14 protein-coding genes and 1 pseudogene are annotated in these 14,916 nt (G+C 68.9%); 6 read left to right on the top strand and 9 right to left on the bottom strand.

The annotated features are described in order from the left end of the window. The 4 genes from HMPREF3165_RS09855 to HMPREF3165_RS09870 all read right to left on the bottom strand — a co-directional run. Positions 1 to 1,986, bottom strand: a 1,986-nt coding sequence (locus HMPREF3165_RS09855) for a DUF222 domain-containing protein (RefSeq protein ID WP_070513059.1), incomplete at its 3' end; no start/stop codon positions are given. A 451-nt stretch (positions 1,987 to 2,437) separates the two neighbouring features. After that, the gene (locus HMPREF3165_RS14015; protein WP_370991906.1) at positions 2,438 to 2,833 is read right to left on the bottom strand and encodes a hypothetical protein; all 396 of its coding nucleotides are present in this window, start codon (positions 2,831 to 2,833) and stop codon (positions 2,438 to 2,440) included. Between the two features lie 407 nt (positions 2,834 to 3,240). After that, positions 3,241 to 3,939 (bottom strand): SatD family protein, encoded by a 699-nt coding sequence (locus HMPREF3165_RS09865; RefSeq protein ID WP_070513062.1) that lies wholly within the window; start codon positions 3,937 to 3,939, stop codon positions 3,241 to 3,243. Between the two features lie 130 nt (positions 3,940 to 4,069). Continuing rightward, positions 4,070 to 4,717, bottom strand: coding sequence for a thymidine kinase (locus HMPREF3165_RS09870; RefSeq protein ID WP_070513005.1), 648 nt, complete (start codon positions 4,715 to 4,717; stop codon positions 4,070 to 4,072). Between the two features lie 147 nt (positions 4,718 to 4,864). Here HMPREF3165_RS09870 and HMPREF3165_RS13310 point away from each other — a divergent pair, with 147 nt between their 5' ends. Beyond that, positions 4,865 to 5,020 carry a hypothetical protein gene (locus tag HMPREF3165_RS13310; protein WP_256275266.1) on the top strand — a complete coding sequence of 52 codons (156 nt, stop codon included), beginning with the start codon at positions 4,865 to 4,867 and terminating at the stop codon, positions 5,018 to 5,020. Here HMPREF3165_RS13310 and HMPREF3165_RS09875 read toward each other — a convergent pair. Further along, positions 5,013 to 6,426 (bottom strand): annotated as a pseudogene (locus tag HMPREF3165_RS09875) (IS1634 family transposase). The gene HMPREF3165_RS13310 and the pseudogene HMPREF3165_RS09875 overlap by 8 nt on opposite strands. A gap of 187 nt (positions 6,427 to 6,613) precedes the next feature. On the opposite strand from HMPREF3165_RS09875, the gene HMPREF3165_RS09880 reads away from it, so the two are divergent. Next, the gene (locus HMPREF3165_RS09880; protein WP_070513007.1) at positions 6,614 to 7,357 is read left to right on the top strand and encodes a phosphatase PAP2 family protein; all 744 of its coding nucleotides are present in this window, start codon (positions 6,614 to 6,616) and stop codon (positions 7,355 to 7,357) included. Here the strand turns inward: HMPREF3165_RS09880 and HMPREF3165_RS09885 are convergent. Then, positions 7,322 to 9,022, bottom strand: coding sequence for a DNA polymerase Y family protein (locus tag HMPREF3165_RS09885; RefSeq protein WP_070513009.1), 1,701 nt, complete (start codon positions 9,020 to 9,022; stop codon positions 7,322 to 7,324). The genes HMPREF3165_RS09880 and HMPREF3165_RS09885 overlap by 36 nt on opposite strands. Then, complete coding sequence (locus tag HMPREF3165_RS09890) at positions 9,019 to 9,933, bottom strand: hypothetical protein (RefSeq protein WP_070513011.1); 915 nt, start codon at positions 9,931 to 9,933, stop codon at positions 9,019 to 9,021. Before HMPREF3165_RS09890 ends, HMPREF3165_RS09885 begins: the two co-directional genes overlap by 4 nt. 230 nt (positions 9,934 to 10,163) lie before the next feature. On the opposite strand from HMPREF3165_RS09890, the gene HMPREF3165_RS09895 reads away from it, so the two are divergent. Beyond that, a complete protein-coding gene (locus HMPREF3165_RS09895) occupies positions 10,164 to 10,739 on the top strand; it encodes a YbhB/YbcL family Raf kinase inhibitor-like protein (protein ID WP_070513013.1) in 576 nt (191 codons plus the stop codon). Continuing rightward, a complete protein-coding gene (locus HMPREF3165_RS09900; protein ID WP_070513015.1) occupies positions 10,736 to 11,599 on the top strand; it encodes an SDR family oxidoreductase in 864 nt (287 codons plus the stop codon). The genes HMPREF3165_RS09895 and HMPREF3165_RS09900 overlap by 4 nt, the downstream gene beginning before the upstream one ends. Positions 11,600 to 11,622: 23 nt before the next feature. Here HMPREF3165_RS09900 and HMPREF3165_RS09905 read toward each other — a convergent pair whose 3' ends face one another. Further along, positions 11,623 to 12,081, bottom strand: coding sequence for a tRNA (cytidine(34)-2'-O)-methyltransferase (locus HMPREF3165_RS09905; protein WP_070513018.1), 459 nt, complete (start codon positions 12,079 to 12,081; stop codon positions 11,623 to 11,625). Positions 12,082 to 12,149: 68 nt separating this feature from the next. Between HMPREF3165_RS09905 and HMPREF3165_RS09910 the strand changes: the two genes are divergently transcribed. Next, positions 12,150 to 12,803 carry a GNAT family N-acetyltransferase gene (locus HMPREF3165_RS09910; RefSeq protein WP_141745044.1) on the top strand — a complete coding sequence of 218 codons (654 nt, stop codon included), beginning with the start codon at positions 12,150 to 12,152 and terminating at the stop codon, positions 12,801 to 12,803. 6 nt (positions 12,804 to 12,809) lie between these two features. Beyond that, positions 12,810 to 13,403 carry a YbaK/EbsC family protein gene (locus HMPREF3165_RS09915; protein ID WP_070513021.1) on the top strand — a complete coding sequence of 198 codons (594 nt, stop codon included), beginning with the start codon at positions 12,810 to 12,812 and terminating at the stop codon, positions 13,401 to 13,403. Between the two features lie 43 nt (positions 13,404 to 13,446). On the opposite strand, the gene HMPREF3165_RS09920 is transcribed toward HMPREF3165_RS09915, so the two are convergent. Continuing rightward, complete coding sequence (locus HMPREF3165_RS09920; RefSeq protein ID WP_070513024.1) at positions 13,447 to 14,898, bottom strand: dihydrolipoyl dehydrogenase family protein; 1,452 nt, start codon at positions 14,896 to 14,898, stop codon at positions 13,447 to 13,449. Positions 14,899 to 14,916: the final 18 nt, after the last annotated feature.

Genomic DNA, 14,916 nt, shown 5'->3' on the forward strand with positions numbered 1-14,916 from the left:
GGGGAAGACACAGGCTCGGTCGCGGGCGCGTACCAGGTCGGCCAGGCCGGTCGGGGGACGGTACCTGGTGCGGCCGACGTCTACGACGGTGCCGCTGACGGGGTCAGTGACCAGGCGCCTCCAGGTCCCACCGGCGGCCAGGGCCCAGGCAGTCAGGGCCGGCACCGACGTGCTGCGCGCCCCGACCCTCACCTCCGCGACCCCGGTCAACGAAGCAGCGGCGGGCTGGACGCCAGGAGACTCCTGCCTGGGAGCAGGCAGACTTGTACCTCCGGAACTGGGCAGACTTCTGCCGCTGGTCTCGGACGGCTCTCGGCCAAAGAACTCAAGCACAGTTGCGGAGCGGCCGTCGTTTGGGCTGGTCCGGCCAGAATCACGGCTGTCAAAACCATCAGCGCGGTCGCCGCCGGGATTGTGTTCGGCTGGGGCGTGGTCGGTGGGGTCTTCTGGTGGTGCCAGGCCAACCAGGCTGTTCAGGGGGACGGTGACTTGGACGTCGATGTGGATGTTTTCAGGGAGGGGGAGGTGGCCGGTGCCTGAGGGGGTCCACCACGGGCTGGCGGAACCCACCAGGGAGCTCAAACTGCTCAGGAGGCCTTCCAGGGGCACCCCGTCAGGCAGCAGACGACCCAGGGAGGCAGAACTGCTGGGAGGAGCCAAGGAGGCAGCCAGCTCACTCACGCCACCGAGACCGCCACCAAAGCCTCCAGTGACGTCACCGCCGCCGGTGCCGTCGCTAAGACGACTGGCGAGGCGTCCGCGGATGACGCGGCCACCAGTGCCACCGAGGGTGTCGCTGAGGCTGCCGTCATCGGTGCCGCTGTTGTTGTCGTGGTTTGTGCTTGCGGGGGTGTCGTCGTCGGGGGCTTGCGTGGGTCTGTGGTAGGCGGCTTGCTGGCTGGTGCGTAGTGTGGACAGGGTCATGGCGGTGATGGCGTCGGCGCGCAGCTGGGCCGGGGTGCGCTGCTCACCGGCTGCCCTGGCTGATGCGGCGATCGCGTCCAGGGTGGCGTCCAGCAGCAGCGCGTCCATGGTGGGCAGCAGCAGGCGGATCTGTGAGATTCCTTCGCCGGCGGGCCTGGGGCGCGTCACGCACCGACGCTCCTGGTTGACCCGGGCCCGCTCAGCATGGCCGGTGGGGTCTGTCTCCATCAGGGCCCGCTCGATGTCGCGTCCTACCTGGGACACGCGGCGCCTGGGCGCCTGGGGCAGGACCCGCTCCTGAACGGCCAGCGCCACCGGGGCCGGCACCCCCTCCAAGCGGCGAGTCACTAAGGACGCCTTGGCTGCGTCCAGCACCCCGCACCGCTCCATGACCTCAGTGGGGGTAAAGCCCATGTCCATCAGGGCGCTACCGTGATCCACGATCTGCCCGGCCCGGCTCCGGGATACCCCCAGGCGGGCCGACAGCAGGCAGGTGGCGTTGAACCGGCGCTCCTCGTAGCCGACCACCGACGAGACCCGACCGTCCGGCCCCCACTGCCCCGGGTGGGTCGACAACTCGGCGCACCCGGTCAGGCACGCCGCCGCCAGGGACTGACCCCACGTAGCCCACGCCGCCAGACGATGACAGGCCGCCACCAGCTCCCCCAGACCCCACGCCCCCAGGCCCATGATCCCCGAGACGCCGGCCTCCTCCAGGGACACGACCCGACACCTCTCAGCGCCAGCCACCAGTGCCGCATCGTCCCCACTGCCACCAGCGAACAAGCCCTCACCATCAACACTGCCACCGCCGTCAGCGACGGAGCCCTCACCACCGTCGTCGTCCTCGTCGTCGTTGGGGTTCTGGGTGGTGACCAGCAGGCGGACCAGCAGCCCCTCCACCACACCGGCCAGCGCTCCACCGCCGGCCAAGGACCCCAGCAGACCCACCACGTCCTCAGCGCAGGCCACGGCCCCCGCCGACACGTCCTGGGTGGGTGCGCTCAGCGTCCCGGCCGCACCACCGGCCGGGACACGAGGAAGCACACCACCTTCGAACATATGTACAGTATAGCCGGATTCCCTGCCGCCTGCACGCTGAGACGGGCCTCAGAATCACTGGAACAGCAACGAAAACCCGACGGCGCCGACCTCCCTGGCCCCAGGTGCACGAAGACAGGACAGTCCCCACAGTCAGGCCTCACACCCACACCCCAAACCCGCCCAGCCGAACCCGCCCACCTGCACCGGCCAACCGGTTTGGGTAAGCCGGTCCGGGAAGTCCGGTCCGGGCGGCCTAGTTCACGGACATAGGTGCGGGAGGGCTGGGTGCGGGGACATGGGGGCGGGAGAGCTGGTTCGGGCGGACCAGTTCGGGAATGCAGGTTCGAGGTGTTCGGTTCGGGTGACCCGGTTTAGGGTGTTCGGATCGAGTGGGCCAGTTCAGGCCGTCCCGACCCCACCTACCCGAACTCGCCCACCCGACCCCACCTCCTCCCCGACGTGACGCGGCTCAGGCGAGGTGAATAGTCACGGCACCCAAGACCGCCAGAATCCAGGAGGCGAAGGAGCCGATGAGGAACTCCTCAGCCTTCTGCCCCGCTTTATCCTGGCTGATCTCGGGAAATCGAATCACGCCCTTGGCAGCAACAATTGCGGCAATAGCAGCGGGCGCCTCAACGGAGGCGAGCAGGAGAATGAGGATTCGCTCAAGCGGACCGATCCAGCGACCGCCGCGCATCGACCCCTCCATCTCATCCTGCTTTCCGCTCTCCTGCGAGGGCTCGCAACCTGCAGCAACAATTTCCCCATTCCCCTGCGTGGAGTGGCGCGCAACAGCAAGAATGTCGGCGACGACTCGATTAGCGGGAACAGTCAGGAGGACAACGACTCCGACGACGGCGCTCATCTTGGCAGCCTGGGACCCAAGCGGCTGCGACGCGACGACGCAGAGCGCCACGGCGAGGAGCAACAGACTCGCGCAGGCAAGGCGAATGAGCGGTTCCAGCTGATCCCTACCGTTCTCGGAGGCACCCCTACCCACTCGCACCCACTGACGGATCCTCAGCGACTTCTCCCACCAGGCCCGTGAAATCAGGCCACAGCACAACCATGCAGTGGCTACCAGAATGATGACGACGACGCCTCCTGCCCCGAGATGAAGAACGGGCCACCCGACCAGGACGCCAAGAGCAACGACTGCAGACACTCCCACCAGAAGTCTCACCCTGGCGGACCTCCGAGACAATCCCTCACTCACCCGGCCGGAGCCACCAACCACGGAAGCGACGGCAAACAGAAGAACAAGAAGGGCCGTCACTCTCCTTCACCTCCCCCACTCAACCCGTCGAGAAGCTTTTGAACCTCCAGCAAGGAGGAACCGGCACTGCGAGCGAATTCAGAGACGGCTTGCTGACTCACCTTCTCCTGACGGGCGATCTCAATCTGGGTCACTCCCATGAGGAGTCCAGCCATAATGCGGCGCTGACGGGGCTGAAAGCGGAATATCGTCTGGTCGCGCAGAATGAGGACGGAGTTGACGACCCTCTCACGCTCACTCCGCTCCCCTCCGGATCCGCCAACCATATCCGGGTGGATGCGCAGCCAGGTGCGAATGAAGGACCTCCCCGCATCCTGGAGATGATGAGCCTTCTCGATGGCTTCGCGTGCGGCCCACCATGCCGAGCCGTCCTGGATCGGACGCCCTGGCGCACCGTCTGCACCGCTTCCCGCCGCCCCCTCAATCTCGGAGATCGCTCCGACTCCGATTCCGAAGCGCAGGCCCAACCCATCAGGCAGAAGAAGGTGTGTACGCATGGTAAGAGCAAGCGCGTCAGCAAGGGTCGCCGAGACTGCCTGCAGCTCGTCGCCGACCGTGGCGTACGGGCGCTGCGTCAGCGCCAGACCTTCAGCGGCCCGATCCAGAGTCTCGTGAATGACGCGCTGAGCACGCCTGCGATCAGGGAGCTCGCGCGAGCGGATGATGTCTGCGATGAGTGCGTAGGAGACATTCACAGTTTCACGATAATGCTTGTAATACACAGAATACAAGGATCATCTCGGAACGAAGGCCGTCTCCTCGCTCCCCATCTCCCTCGGTCAGCCTTGTACTCCCGCCAGCACAAGCTCAGTCCCGGAGCGAGGCTCACCGGTCGGGAAGCCTCCCACCGGCGGCGAGGTAGCACTGGCCGCACAGCGACTCGTACGTGACATCCCCGGAGTCGATGGCCACCTGATCGCCGTCGAAGACGAAGGACTCCCCCACCTTGCGGGCATTGAAGATGGCCTTGCGCCCGCAGCGGCAGATGGTCTTGAGCTCCTCCAAGGAGTGGGCGATCTCCAGCAGCCTGCGCGACCCGGGAAAGCTGACTGTGCGGAAGTCAGTGCGAATCCCGTAGGCCAGGACGGGCACGTCGTCGATCAGCGCGATCTCCATGAGCTGGTCCACCTGAAGGGCCGTGAGGAACTGAGCCTCGTCGATGAGCACGCAGTCAAGAACCTCACGCAAGGTCGCCGCCTCTCGCGGGACGCCATCCTCGTCGCGGACGGGCCGCGCACCGCTCAGGGCCCGCCGGTGCACCAGGGCGCGCAGGTCGTCGTCGGCATCGACGAGGAGGTCGACGCGGCGCGACACCCCGAGCCGGGAGACCACTGAGTCCTCACCCTTGGTGTCGACCACCGCCTTGAGGAGCAGGACACGCTGATCGCGCTCCTCGTAGTTGTAGGCGGTCTGGAGCAGCCCCGTGGACTTACCGGAGTTCATGGCGCCGTAGCGGAAGTAGAGCTTGGCCACGCGGGTCCTCCTGAGCCGGATCGAATCACTCGGGCCGGATGCTACCCGCCGAGCGCCCCGGGCACGGGCAAGACGTGACGACGCCGCTCAGCCACTCCATGGCGCACGCATAGCCTCATCCAGACCAGCCCGGATAACCTCCCCCTCATGCTCTCACTCGACCACCTGCCTCACACCTGGCGCACCAGGCAGGCCGGCACGTTGGCCGCAACCGCCGTCATCACGCTGTCGCTGTTCTCCTGGCTGGCTCTGACCACGAGCTCCGGGACGGGGCTGGCGCCTCACCTGAGTTGGCTCATTTAGTGTCGTGGTGGATGTTGTGGAGGGCTTGGGTGAGGTCGGGTGGGAGGGGGTCAGCGGCTGTGAGGGTGTGTCCGGCGATGCTGATGGTGATGGTGCGGTAGCGGCGTGCGGTGGTGATCAGGCGTCTGATGGACCAGCCGGTGGTGGTAGATGGGGCGTGCTCGCAGGTCGGACTTGGACATGCGGAAGGACTTCTCGATGTTGTACAGGCGGTGGTAGGCGCTGATGACTGTCTCGGGGTCGGGGTTGGGCAGGTTGGTGACGTAGCCCTTCCACCCGGCCAGGGTGCGGGCCCTTTTCTCCAGGTCGCGGTTGATGCTCCGGGTGGCGCCGGACAGGTGCACGAAGCGGTTGCGCTTGACGGGGATCTTTCCTGCGACGGCTTTCTCGGCCTTGGCGACCTGGGTGTCGATCCCGCGTAGGGTGCGTCGGGCTCTGTCGGCGCTGTAGCGGTAGTAGATGGTCTCGTCGCGGCGCTGGTCACTGGGACCGGCGGGCCAGGGCTGGGTCAGGGTCAGCCCGTCGGGGACGTCCTGGTCGGGGTGGTTGTCGTGCCAGGAGCTGATCACGTGGGGGACGCGTGCGGTGCGTGAGCCCAGCACGTAGGACAGACCGGCTCTCTCCAGGGCCTGCTTGTTGGCGGCGCTGATCATTCCGGCGTCAGCCACGACCACCACGTCGTCGAGGTCGTAGGCGTCCATGAAGTCGTTGATCATCGGGATCATGGTGGCGGTCTCGGCCTTGTTGCCCTCGAAGGCCCCGGCCCGCAGAGGGAACCCTGTCTCGTCGGTGAGCAGCCCTACCGTGATCTGCGGCTCCAGGCGTCTTTCCTTGGAGAAGCCCGGCTCGCGAAAGCCGTCGGCCTTGTCGGTCTCGAAGTACAGAGTCGTCACGTCGAACAGGACCAGCGAGGCCCGGCCGATGCGGGCGTACCCGGCCAGCAGACGTGACAGGTCCCGGGTGAAGTCCTCAGCAGCGTAGCTGGGCAGATGACGCTTGACTGTCGCGTAGGACACCGGTGACAGGCCCGCCTCGGCAAGGACCCGCAACGAGTCCTGCTTGCTGGTCGGCTCAATCAGTCTGGCGGTAACGAGCTGGCGGAAGACCTCGTCAGCACCATCGAGTCTGTCCAGCCCCACCGCCTTCCAAGCCGTCTCCAGGGCCTCCAGGAGCACTCCCATCCGGTTGGAGGCGATAGGTGCCACGCACCCCGCCCCAGCCGGTTCGTGCGGCGCAGAAGCTGCGTCGTTCTCACTGTTCAGGCCCGGCAGGTCGAAGCTGAGCTGGCCGGCGTTGAGCCGTTGCCTGGCGACCTCCTTGAGCACCGCCAGCTCAGCGTCATCATGGGCCGAGCCAATGTGCTCGATGCTGCGCGCCCCCATCCGGGAGGAGTGCACAATCTGCACCGCACGGGCCCCCGACGCCGTCCTGACCGTGCGAACGTACGGACTCATACCCCCACGTTAGTGCGCACCCCAACCCACGCAACCCCCACAATCCCAACAACAACCAGCCCCCAAGCAACCCAACCACCCCACAATGAGCCAAGTCAGGCATAGCCTCATCCAGACCAGCCCGGATAACCTCCCCCTCATGCTCTCACTCGACCACCTGCCTCACACCTGGCGCACCAGGCAGGCCGGCACGTTGGCCGCAACCGCCGTCATCACGCTGTCGCTGTTCTCCTGGCTGGCTCTGACCACGACCTCCGGGACGGGGCTGGCGCCTCATGACCAGAGCGTCACCACCTGGGCCGTGGATGAGCGTTTCCCGGCCCTGACCGTCATCATGCAGGTGTTCACCGCCCTGGGCTCCACCGTGGGGCTGACGATCCTGACCGCAATCTGTGCCGTCCTCCTCTTCATGAGGGGCCACCGCGTGCGCGCACTGGTCCTGAGCCTCACGATGATCGGCTCCAGCCTGCTGACGGTGGCGCTCAAAGAGATCTTCAGGCGTGCACGTCCATCGACCGACCCCCTTCTAGGCGAGCCCGCCTCGACCACCTCCTTCCCCTCGGGGCACTCCTTCAACACGGCCGTCTTCGCCGGCATGCTGGCGGGAATGGTTCTGACATCCACTGCGGTGACCCTGTACCGGACCTTGGCGATCATGGCGGCGGCGGGGGCGACCCTGCTGGTGGGGGCATCCCGTGTCTACCTGGGTTATCACTGGATGACCGACGTGCTGGCCGGCTGGTCCCTGGGGCTGGCCTGGCTGTGCCTGGTGACGCTGGCGCTCCTGTGGCTGAAGGGACGACGGCGCCAGCCCCCATCCCTTGCGGCCACACCATCGGACAGCTCCTCAGGAGTAGAGGGCATCGAGCCACCACCGACCTGATCGCACCAGCAGGCGGGGCGGCCCGACGTCGGTGACCACCTGGAGGTAGGCGCGTCGTGAAGGCCCCTGGGAGGTCCACCACCCCTCGTCGACCGGCCAAGGCCCGGCCCACAGGAGCACGGCCTCCATCTGGGACCCAGTCCCCGCAGCACCCTCATCAACGCCATCCACGCCGTCGTCGACACTGAGGAAGCCGGGGACACCGTCGAGCTGACCGTGGATGTCGACGCCGAGCTCTCTCCCCTCAATGTCGGTGAGGCGCGCGGGAACTGGTCGGGGCAGGACGATGGAGGGTGAGGGCTTGGGCAGAGCGCCGTTCCAGGGCGCCGTCTCATCATCCGTGGACTCCCCTACGCCTTCGCTCTCACCCCAGGGGATGAGGCGAACCCGCGAGCGCGGGTCGCGCCCGGGAACAACCCTGGGAACCTGGATGCTTCCGGCCCCCAGGAGTGACTCCACGCGTTCGGCGGCACGGCGGGCGCGCGACTGGGCCTGGTGGCCCGGCGCTTGCCACAGTCCTGTCTGGGAGGTCGTGGCGGGGCTCAGCTCGAGGGCGGTCAGGCTCAGGTAGGTCAGGCCGGAGGAGGGTGGGCGCCCGGAGCGTCCGGAGAGCCATCCCTCGAGCTGCCAGCGCACGCGGTCGGTGAGCTCGGCGGGGGTGGGGGTGTCCTCCAGCATCCAGCTTCGGGACAGGTCGGTGCCGTCCTCGCAGCGGGCGGCAACGCAGAGGCGTCCGACGGAAAGACCTGCGGACAGCAGGCGGGCCGCCAGGTTCTCGGCGAGGTGGCGGGCGGCGAAGGCTGCGGTGTCGGCGCGTTCGACGGGAGGGTCGAGATCGGAGGTGACAGTAATGTCTTGGGCCGGCCGAGGCATGGCGGGGACCTCGTGGTGGGTGCCGGCGGCCAGGGGGTGGAGCCTGCTCCCCAGGGGGCCGAAGCGGGCGGTGACGTCTTTTCGGGGCAGGGCCGCCAGGTCCGCCAAGGTGCGCAGGCCGAGTCGGGCGAAGGTCTCCAGCAGGGGGCGGGCATCGCGCCTCAGGCGGCTGAGGGGCAGGCAGGCCAGGAGTGCGTCCAGGGGCCAGGAGGCGAGGAACTGCGGGGTTCGTCCCGGTTCGACGATGATTCCTTGACGGGAGGCCAGGACGGCTCCGGGCAGGGAGTCGGCGATGCCGACCTGGCACTCGACGTCGGCCTCCTGGGTGACGGTCTCCACGAGGGCTGAGGCGAGGGGTTCTTCTCCGCCGATCCAGGCTGCGGGCCCTCTGACGTGGGACAGGGCCAGTCCGGGGCGGGCCACCATGGGGTCCGCCAGGAGGGAAGTAAGGGCCTCCATGACGGTTTCGAAGGCGCGGGCCTGGCGTTCCTCCTGGGGAGGCAGGACGGTGAGCTCGGGACACAGGGAGCGGGCGGTGCGCAGTCGCATGCCGGTGGTGATGCCGGCGCGGCGGGCCGGAGCTGAGGCGGCGAGGACTCCGCGAGCGCCGACGACGGCGACGGGTTCGGTGGCCGGGTCCGGCAGGTGAGGGGCCCCTTGGCGCGCTCGGGCGTGTCGGCGCTGCTGGCGGGTCTCCATGGTGAGGGCGACGACGGGCCAGTCGGGGACCCAGATGGCCACGAATCTGGAGGCGGGTGGGCCGGACGGCGAGGGCGGTTGTGGCGGGTTCATCCGGCCACCTCCTGTGGGTGGGAGGTCAGGTTGGCGGTGTCGACGGCGTTGCGGGAGCCTGTGCGCAGCCCTTCGGCGGACAGTGAGAGCGTGAGCTCTTCGGTGGGGGCGAGCCGTGGGCGCTGCAGGTCGGCCAGGGTCCAGGTGAGGCGTTGCAGGTATCCGGCCGGCATCTCGATGGCTCGCAGCTGGGTGCGTGGGCCCCCTCGCCCGATGGGGATGACGACGCCGTCGGCGGAGGGCTCTGCGGGGGCCTCCGCCGGGGCCTGGGCGGGAGGCGTGTTGCTGGTTCCAGTGTCGGGGGCCAGGGCGTCGGCTCGGAGGATGCGGGCGCCTTCCCAGCGGGCGGGGGTCAGAATGAGGTGGCCGCGTTCGCGTGCTCGGAACAGCAGGCGTCTGCGGTGCTGGGGGCGCAGGCCTTCGGCGATGGTGGCGCCGATGAGGAGGGTGTCGACGCCGTCGAGCAGCGTGGAGGTGACCGTCAGGGTCGAGGCGTCATCGAGGAGGGGGGCTGGAACGGTGAGGACCCGGTTGAGGTCGAGGCCGACCTCGGTGGCTGCGCACCAACCCAGCTCGTCTCCCCCGATGATGCCGCACCAGCCGGTGGCGCCCTGGCGCAGGGCGAGGGCGGCCAGGAGGAGGGTGGTGGATCCGCGGAGGGTGAGGACGCCGGAGTCCCGGCAGGCTGAAAGCGCCGCAGGGGATGCGGAGGATGCGGAGGAGCCGGCCTGAGGCGATTCGGCCGACGTGCTCAGCAGGGCGCTGGTTGTTGCCGAGGACAGAGCGCGCTGCACCGTCAGGGCTGCTGAGTCGCGCAGTCCAGTGCGCTCCTCGGCCAGCCTCAGGGCGAGGCGGGCCCGGTCGAGGCGGTTCTGAGCCTCCGCTGGCGCGCGCGTGGCCGAGACTCTCATGACACCCCCCTCTGTACGTATGTTCGATGGATGGGTTTCAGGATAGCGCTGCGCTGCGACATCAATCGGGGGCGTAGGCAACAAGGGGAGGGGCTCGGGGTGCGACGAACCCACGGACCTCCCCCACAGGAGATCCACAGGGACGGGTCTGCGCAGGGGCGTCTACAGTTGGGGCCGTGCCCTCATGGAAGGCCACCTTCCCTACCCGTCACCTGCCTGGAGGTACACCTATGACAGCCGACCTCACTCGCCCCCGCCCGCCGGCCCCTACCGGCTTTCTGCCCTCAGTCCCCTCCTTCACCCTGACCTCTGCGGATCTGACCGAGCAGGGGCGGGTCCCGGACATGTTCACCGGCATCCATGACAACGTCTCCCCGGCCCTGAGCTGGTCGGGCTTCCCCGAGCAGACGCAGTCCTTCGTCGTGTCCTGCTTCGACCCGGACGCTCCGACCATGTCGGGCTGGTGGCACTGGACCATCGTGGACCTGGACGCCTCGGTCACCTCGCTGGAGCGGGGTGCGGGGGCCAGCGACCTTCAGCTCGACGGCGCCGCCTTCCACCTGGCCGGGGACTCCGGCGACCACGCCTGGTTCGGTCCCTACCCGCCGGCGGGCGACGGCGACCACCGCTACGTCTTCACCGTCTCCGCCCTGGACGTGGACACGCTGGGCCTGGATGACGACGCCAGTCCCGCCATGGCGGCCTTCACCCTGGCGCCGCACTGCATCGCTCGGGCCACGCTCACCGCCACCTACTCCGTACCCGGGGAGCCCGGGGCTACCGCCTTCCTCAGGGACGGCCAGTGAGCCCGCAGATCGCCCAGGTCGACGCCTCGTCCTCCAAGGCGGGCCGACGTCGTCGTCAGGGGGAGTCCGTCCCCTTCACCCCCGCCCACGGTTTCACGCGCGCCGGCTCCGGCCGCCACCAGCGCCGCCCCATCGCCCTCATCACCGGGGCGACCTCCGGGATCGGGTTGGCTGTGGCCAGGGACCTGGCCCGGGACCACAACCTCATCCTGCTGGCCCGCTCCGTCAATGACCTGGAGGAGCTGGCGCTCGCGCTGGAGGAGGAGTCCCAGACGGCGGTTCTCATCTGCCCGGTCGACCTGACCGATGACACGGCCCTGGCCAGGCTGGTCAGCCGGATCGACATTGAGAGCCTCGACGTGCTGGTGCACAGCGCCGGCATGGAGGCACCGGGCGCTGTTGACAAGATCACGCCCACGCGTTGGCGGGCGGTTCTCAACCTCAACCTGGTGGCGACGGCCTACCTGACGAGCCTGCTGCTGCCGGCGCTGCGGGAGGCGCGCGGGCTGACGGTGTTCATCAACTCCGGCGCCGGGGTGAGTCCTCGGTCGGGCAACGCCCTCTACTCCGCCTCCAAGGCGGGGCTGAAGGCCCTGGCTGACACACTGCGCCAGGAGGAGGCGGGCAAGGTGCGGGTCACCTCGATCTACCCGGGCCGGGTGGACACCCCCATGCAGGAGCGTCTGCACGCCTTCAATGCGGCGCGCCTGCGCACCGAGGGGATCATGGCCACCCCCGCCTACCGGGCTGCGGACCATATGGCACCGCAGTCGGTGGCGGCGGCCGTGCGCCTGGCCGTCAACACCCCGATGGACGCGGTGGTGGAGGATCTGGCGATCCGCCCCGCCGGCATGCTCTGACAAGGCTCGGCTCAGGCGCGGGCTCAGGCCCCTCCGGCGAAGCCCAGGGACCGCCAGGCCTCGTACAGGCCGATGGCGGCGGAGTTGGCGAGGTTGAGGGAGCGGTTGCCCTCCACCATGGGGATGCGCAGGTGGGCGCTCACCCGCGGGTGGTCGAGGATCTCCTGGGGCAGGCCGGTGGGCTCGGGGCCGAACAGGAGGGCGTCGTCACTGCGCCAGTCGACCTGGGTGTAGAGACGATCGGTGTGGGAGGTGAAGGCGTAGATGCGTCCGGGGATCTGCTCGAGGCACTCCTGCCAGGTGGCGTGGACGCGCGTGTTGGCCAGGTCGTGGTAGTCCAGGCCGGCGCGACGCAGCTTGGCGTCGTCCATGTCGAACAGGGGGTCCACGAGGTGGAGCATGGAGCCAGTGTTGGCGCTCAGGCGGATCGCCGCCCCGGTGTTGCCCGGGATGCGCGGCTCAAAGAAGATGACGTGCAGCACGGGGACAATGAGACCACATGCTGAGGCGTCCCGGCGGCGACTGCGCCACGGCTGCCATGATCGACGCCATGAGCACCACTGAGTCACATGCCACCTCCCCCGTCCTGACCTGTGGCGTGCTGGAAGGCGGCATCGTGCGTCTGGAGCCGCTGACGCCTGAGCACGTGCCGGGGCTGCAGCTGGCCGCCGAGGGGGCCGCGACCAGCCCCTTCGCCACGGTGCCGACTCCGGAGACGGTCGAGGACTATGTGTCCCGCAGCCTGGCCCGCCGGGACACGGGTACCTACGCGCCCTTCGCCCAGGTGGAGGTCGCCACCGGGCGCGTCGTCGGGCACACCGCCTACCTGACGCCCCGGTGGATGCCGGACGGTCGGCTCTTCGCCGTCGAGGTCGGCTCTTCCTGGCTCTCCCCCACTGCTCGCGGCACCGCCATCAACCCGGCCGCCAAGTTCCTGCTGCTGACGCAGGCCCTCGAGGACTGGGGCGTGGACCGCGTGGACATCAAGACCGATGCACGCAATGAGGTGGCTCGCGGCGCGATCGCGGCACTGGGGGCGACCTTCGAGGGGGTCCTGCGCGCCTGGCAGCCCTCCCTGGCTCCCGGTGAGGAGGGACGCACGCGCGACACGGCCATGTTCGCCATCACCCCGCAGCAGTGGCCCGGGGTCAGGACCCGTCTGGTGGAGCGCATCGAGAGGCGCTCGACGTCGTCGAAAGGATGAGAAGGAATGACTGATCTGCGTGATCCGGCTGAGGTCTTCGCCGCAGAGATCGGCTGGCAGTCGGCGCTGGAGCGTACTGACCTGCTCGCCGAGCCCGTGGCCGCCGCGCTGCGGGCGCTGGAGGCGGCCTCGCCCGAGGGCGCGGACCTGGCCCGTCAGGCGCAGGTGGTGCCCATTGACCCGTCCCACTCCGACACCGACGCCCTCAACGCGCACTACGACCTGGATCCTGAGGCGACCGGGAACTGCGTGCTGGTGGCCGGTAAGCGGACCGGCGAGGAGCGTATCGCCGCCTGCGTCGTGCGTGCCACCGACTTCGCTGACGTCAACCACGTCGTCAAGAAGCGCATTGACGTGCGCAAGGCCTCGTTCCTGCCGGTGGAGCGGGCCGTGGAGATGAGTGGCATGGAGTACGGCGGGATCACCCCGGTCGGCCTGCCCGAGGACTGGCGGCTCTTCGTCGACGGCGCTGTGGCGGACCGGGCCACCGTGCTCATCGGCTCGGGCGTGCGCCACTCCAAGCTCCTGGTGCCCGGGGCACTGCTGGTGGCGCTGCCGGGGGCCGAGCTGGTTGAGGACCTGGGGGTACGCCCCGCCTGAGTGGGTCGGTCGAACCGTTCAGGCGGGGCCAGTCCTCAGGCTCTCAGCCGAGGGAGTCCAGGACGATGTTGAGTCCCTCGCTCATGGTGGGGTGGGTGATGACGGCGTCGCGCACCTGCTGCCACGTCAGGTCACCCAGCATCGCCATCTGGATGCTGGTGACGACCTCGCTGGCCTCGGCGCCGATGATGGCGGCACCCAGGATGAGGTCGGTGCGGGCGTCGATGATGACCTTGAAGAAGCCCTCAGTGCGACCCAGGGTCTTGGCGCGCGGGACGGCCGCCGTCGGGGTCTTGGCGACGCGCACCTCGTAGCCGGCCTCGCGGGCCTCGGCCTCGCTCATGCCCACGTGCCCGAGCTCGGGCGTGGTGAAGACGGCCCACGGGATGAGGCGTCCGGTGGTGGCGGCCTCCTTGCCGGCGAAGAGGTCGCGCAGGACGCGGAAGTCGTTCCAGGAGGCGTGGGTGAACTGGGGCGTTCCGGCCACGTCACCGGCGGCGTAGACGTTCTCGGCGGTGGTGCGCAGGTGGTCGTCGACGCGCACGAAGCCGCGCTCGGTCAGCTCCACGCCCGCGGCCTCCAGGCCGAGGCCGGCGGTGACGGGGGTGCGCCCCAGGGCGACGAGCAGGTGGGATCCGCTCACCTCGTGACCGTCGGCGGTGGTGACGACGACGCCGTTCCCGTCAGCCGCGGCGGCGACCTTCGAGGCGGGCGCTCCGGCCAGGACCGTGACCCCCAGGGCCTCCAGGCCGGCGGTCACCTCAGCGGCGACGTCCTCGTCCTCGCGGTCCAGGATATGCGGCCCGGCGTGGACGATGGTGACCGGGACACCGAGGAGCCCCATGAGGGAGGCCATCTCGACGCCGATGACACCGCCACCCAGGACGATGAGGCTACTGGGCAGCTCGGGCAGGGTGAGCAGGTCCTCGCTGGTCCAGTAGCGCACGTCGGACAGGCCCTCGATCGGGGGGACCGACGGCGTGGTGCCGGTGTTGATGAGGACCTTGGCGCCGCGCACGCGCCGCAGGCCGCCGTCGTTCAGGGCGATCTCGACGGTGCGCTCCCCCACGAAGCGGGCGGTGCCCTTGACGAAGTCCATGCCGGAGGCGGGGAACATCTTCTCGTGAGCGGCCACCATGCCGCCCACGACGGCCTCCTTGCGGGCGCGGAAGGAGGCCAGCTCGATGCGGGCCTGGGCCAGGGCGTCGGCGCCGCCGTCCTGCTCGGGAAGAGTGACGCCATAGTTCTGCGAGCCCTGGACCTCACGAAGGACGCGGGCGGCGGAGATGAGGGTCTTGGTGGGGATGCAGGCGACGTTGATGCAGGTGCCGCCCACCTTGTCCCGCTCCACCATGACGACCTTGTCGCCGGCCTTGGCGCGCAGCATCGCCAGGGACTTTCCTGCCTTGCCGCCTCCGACGACGAGAAGGTCGACCTCCTCGACCGGGACGTCTGTCTGGTTGGTCGCGTCGCTGTTGACAGTGGGCTGGGACATGAGTGCGCATCTCCTTCG

The sequence above is a fragment of the Actinomyces sp. HMSC08A09 genome (assembly GCF_001807465.1).
GTDB lineage: Bacteria > Actinomycetota > Actinomycetes > Actinomycetales > Actinomycetaceae > Actinomyces > Actinomyces oris.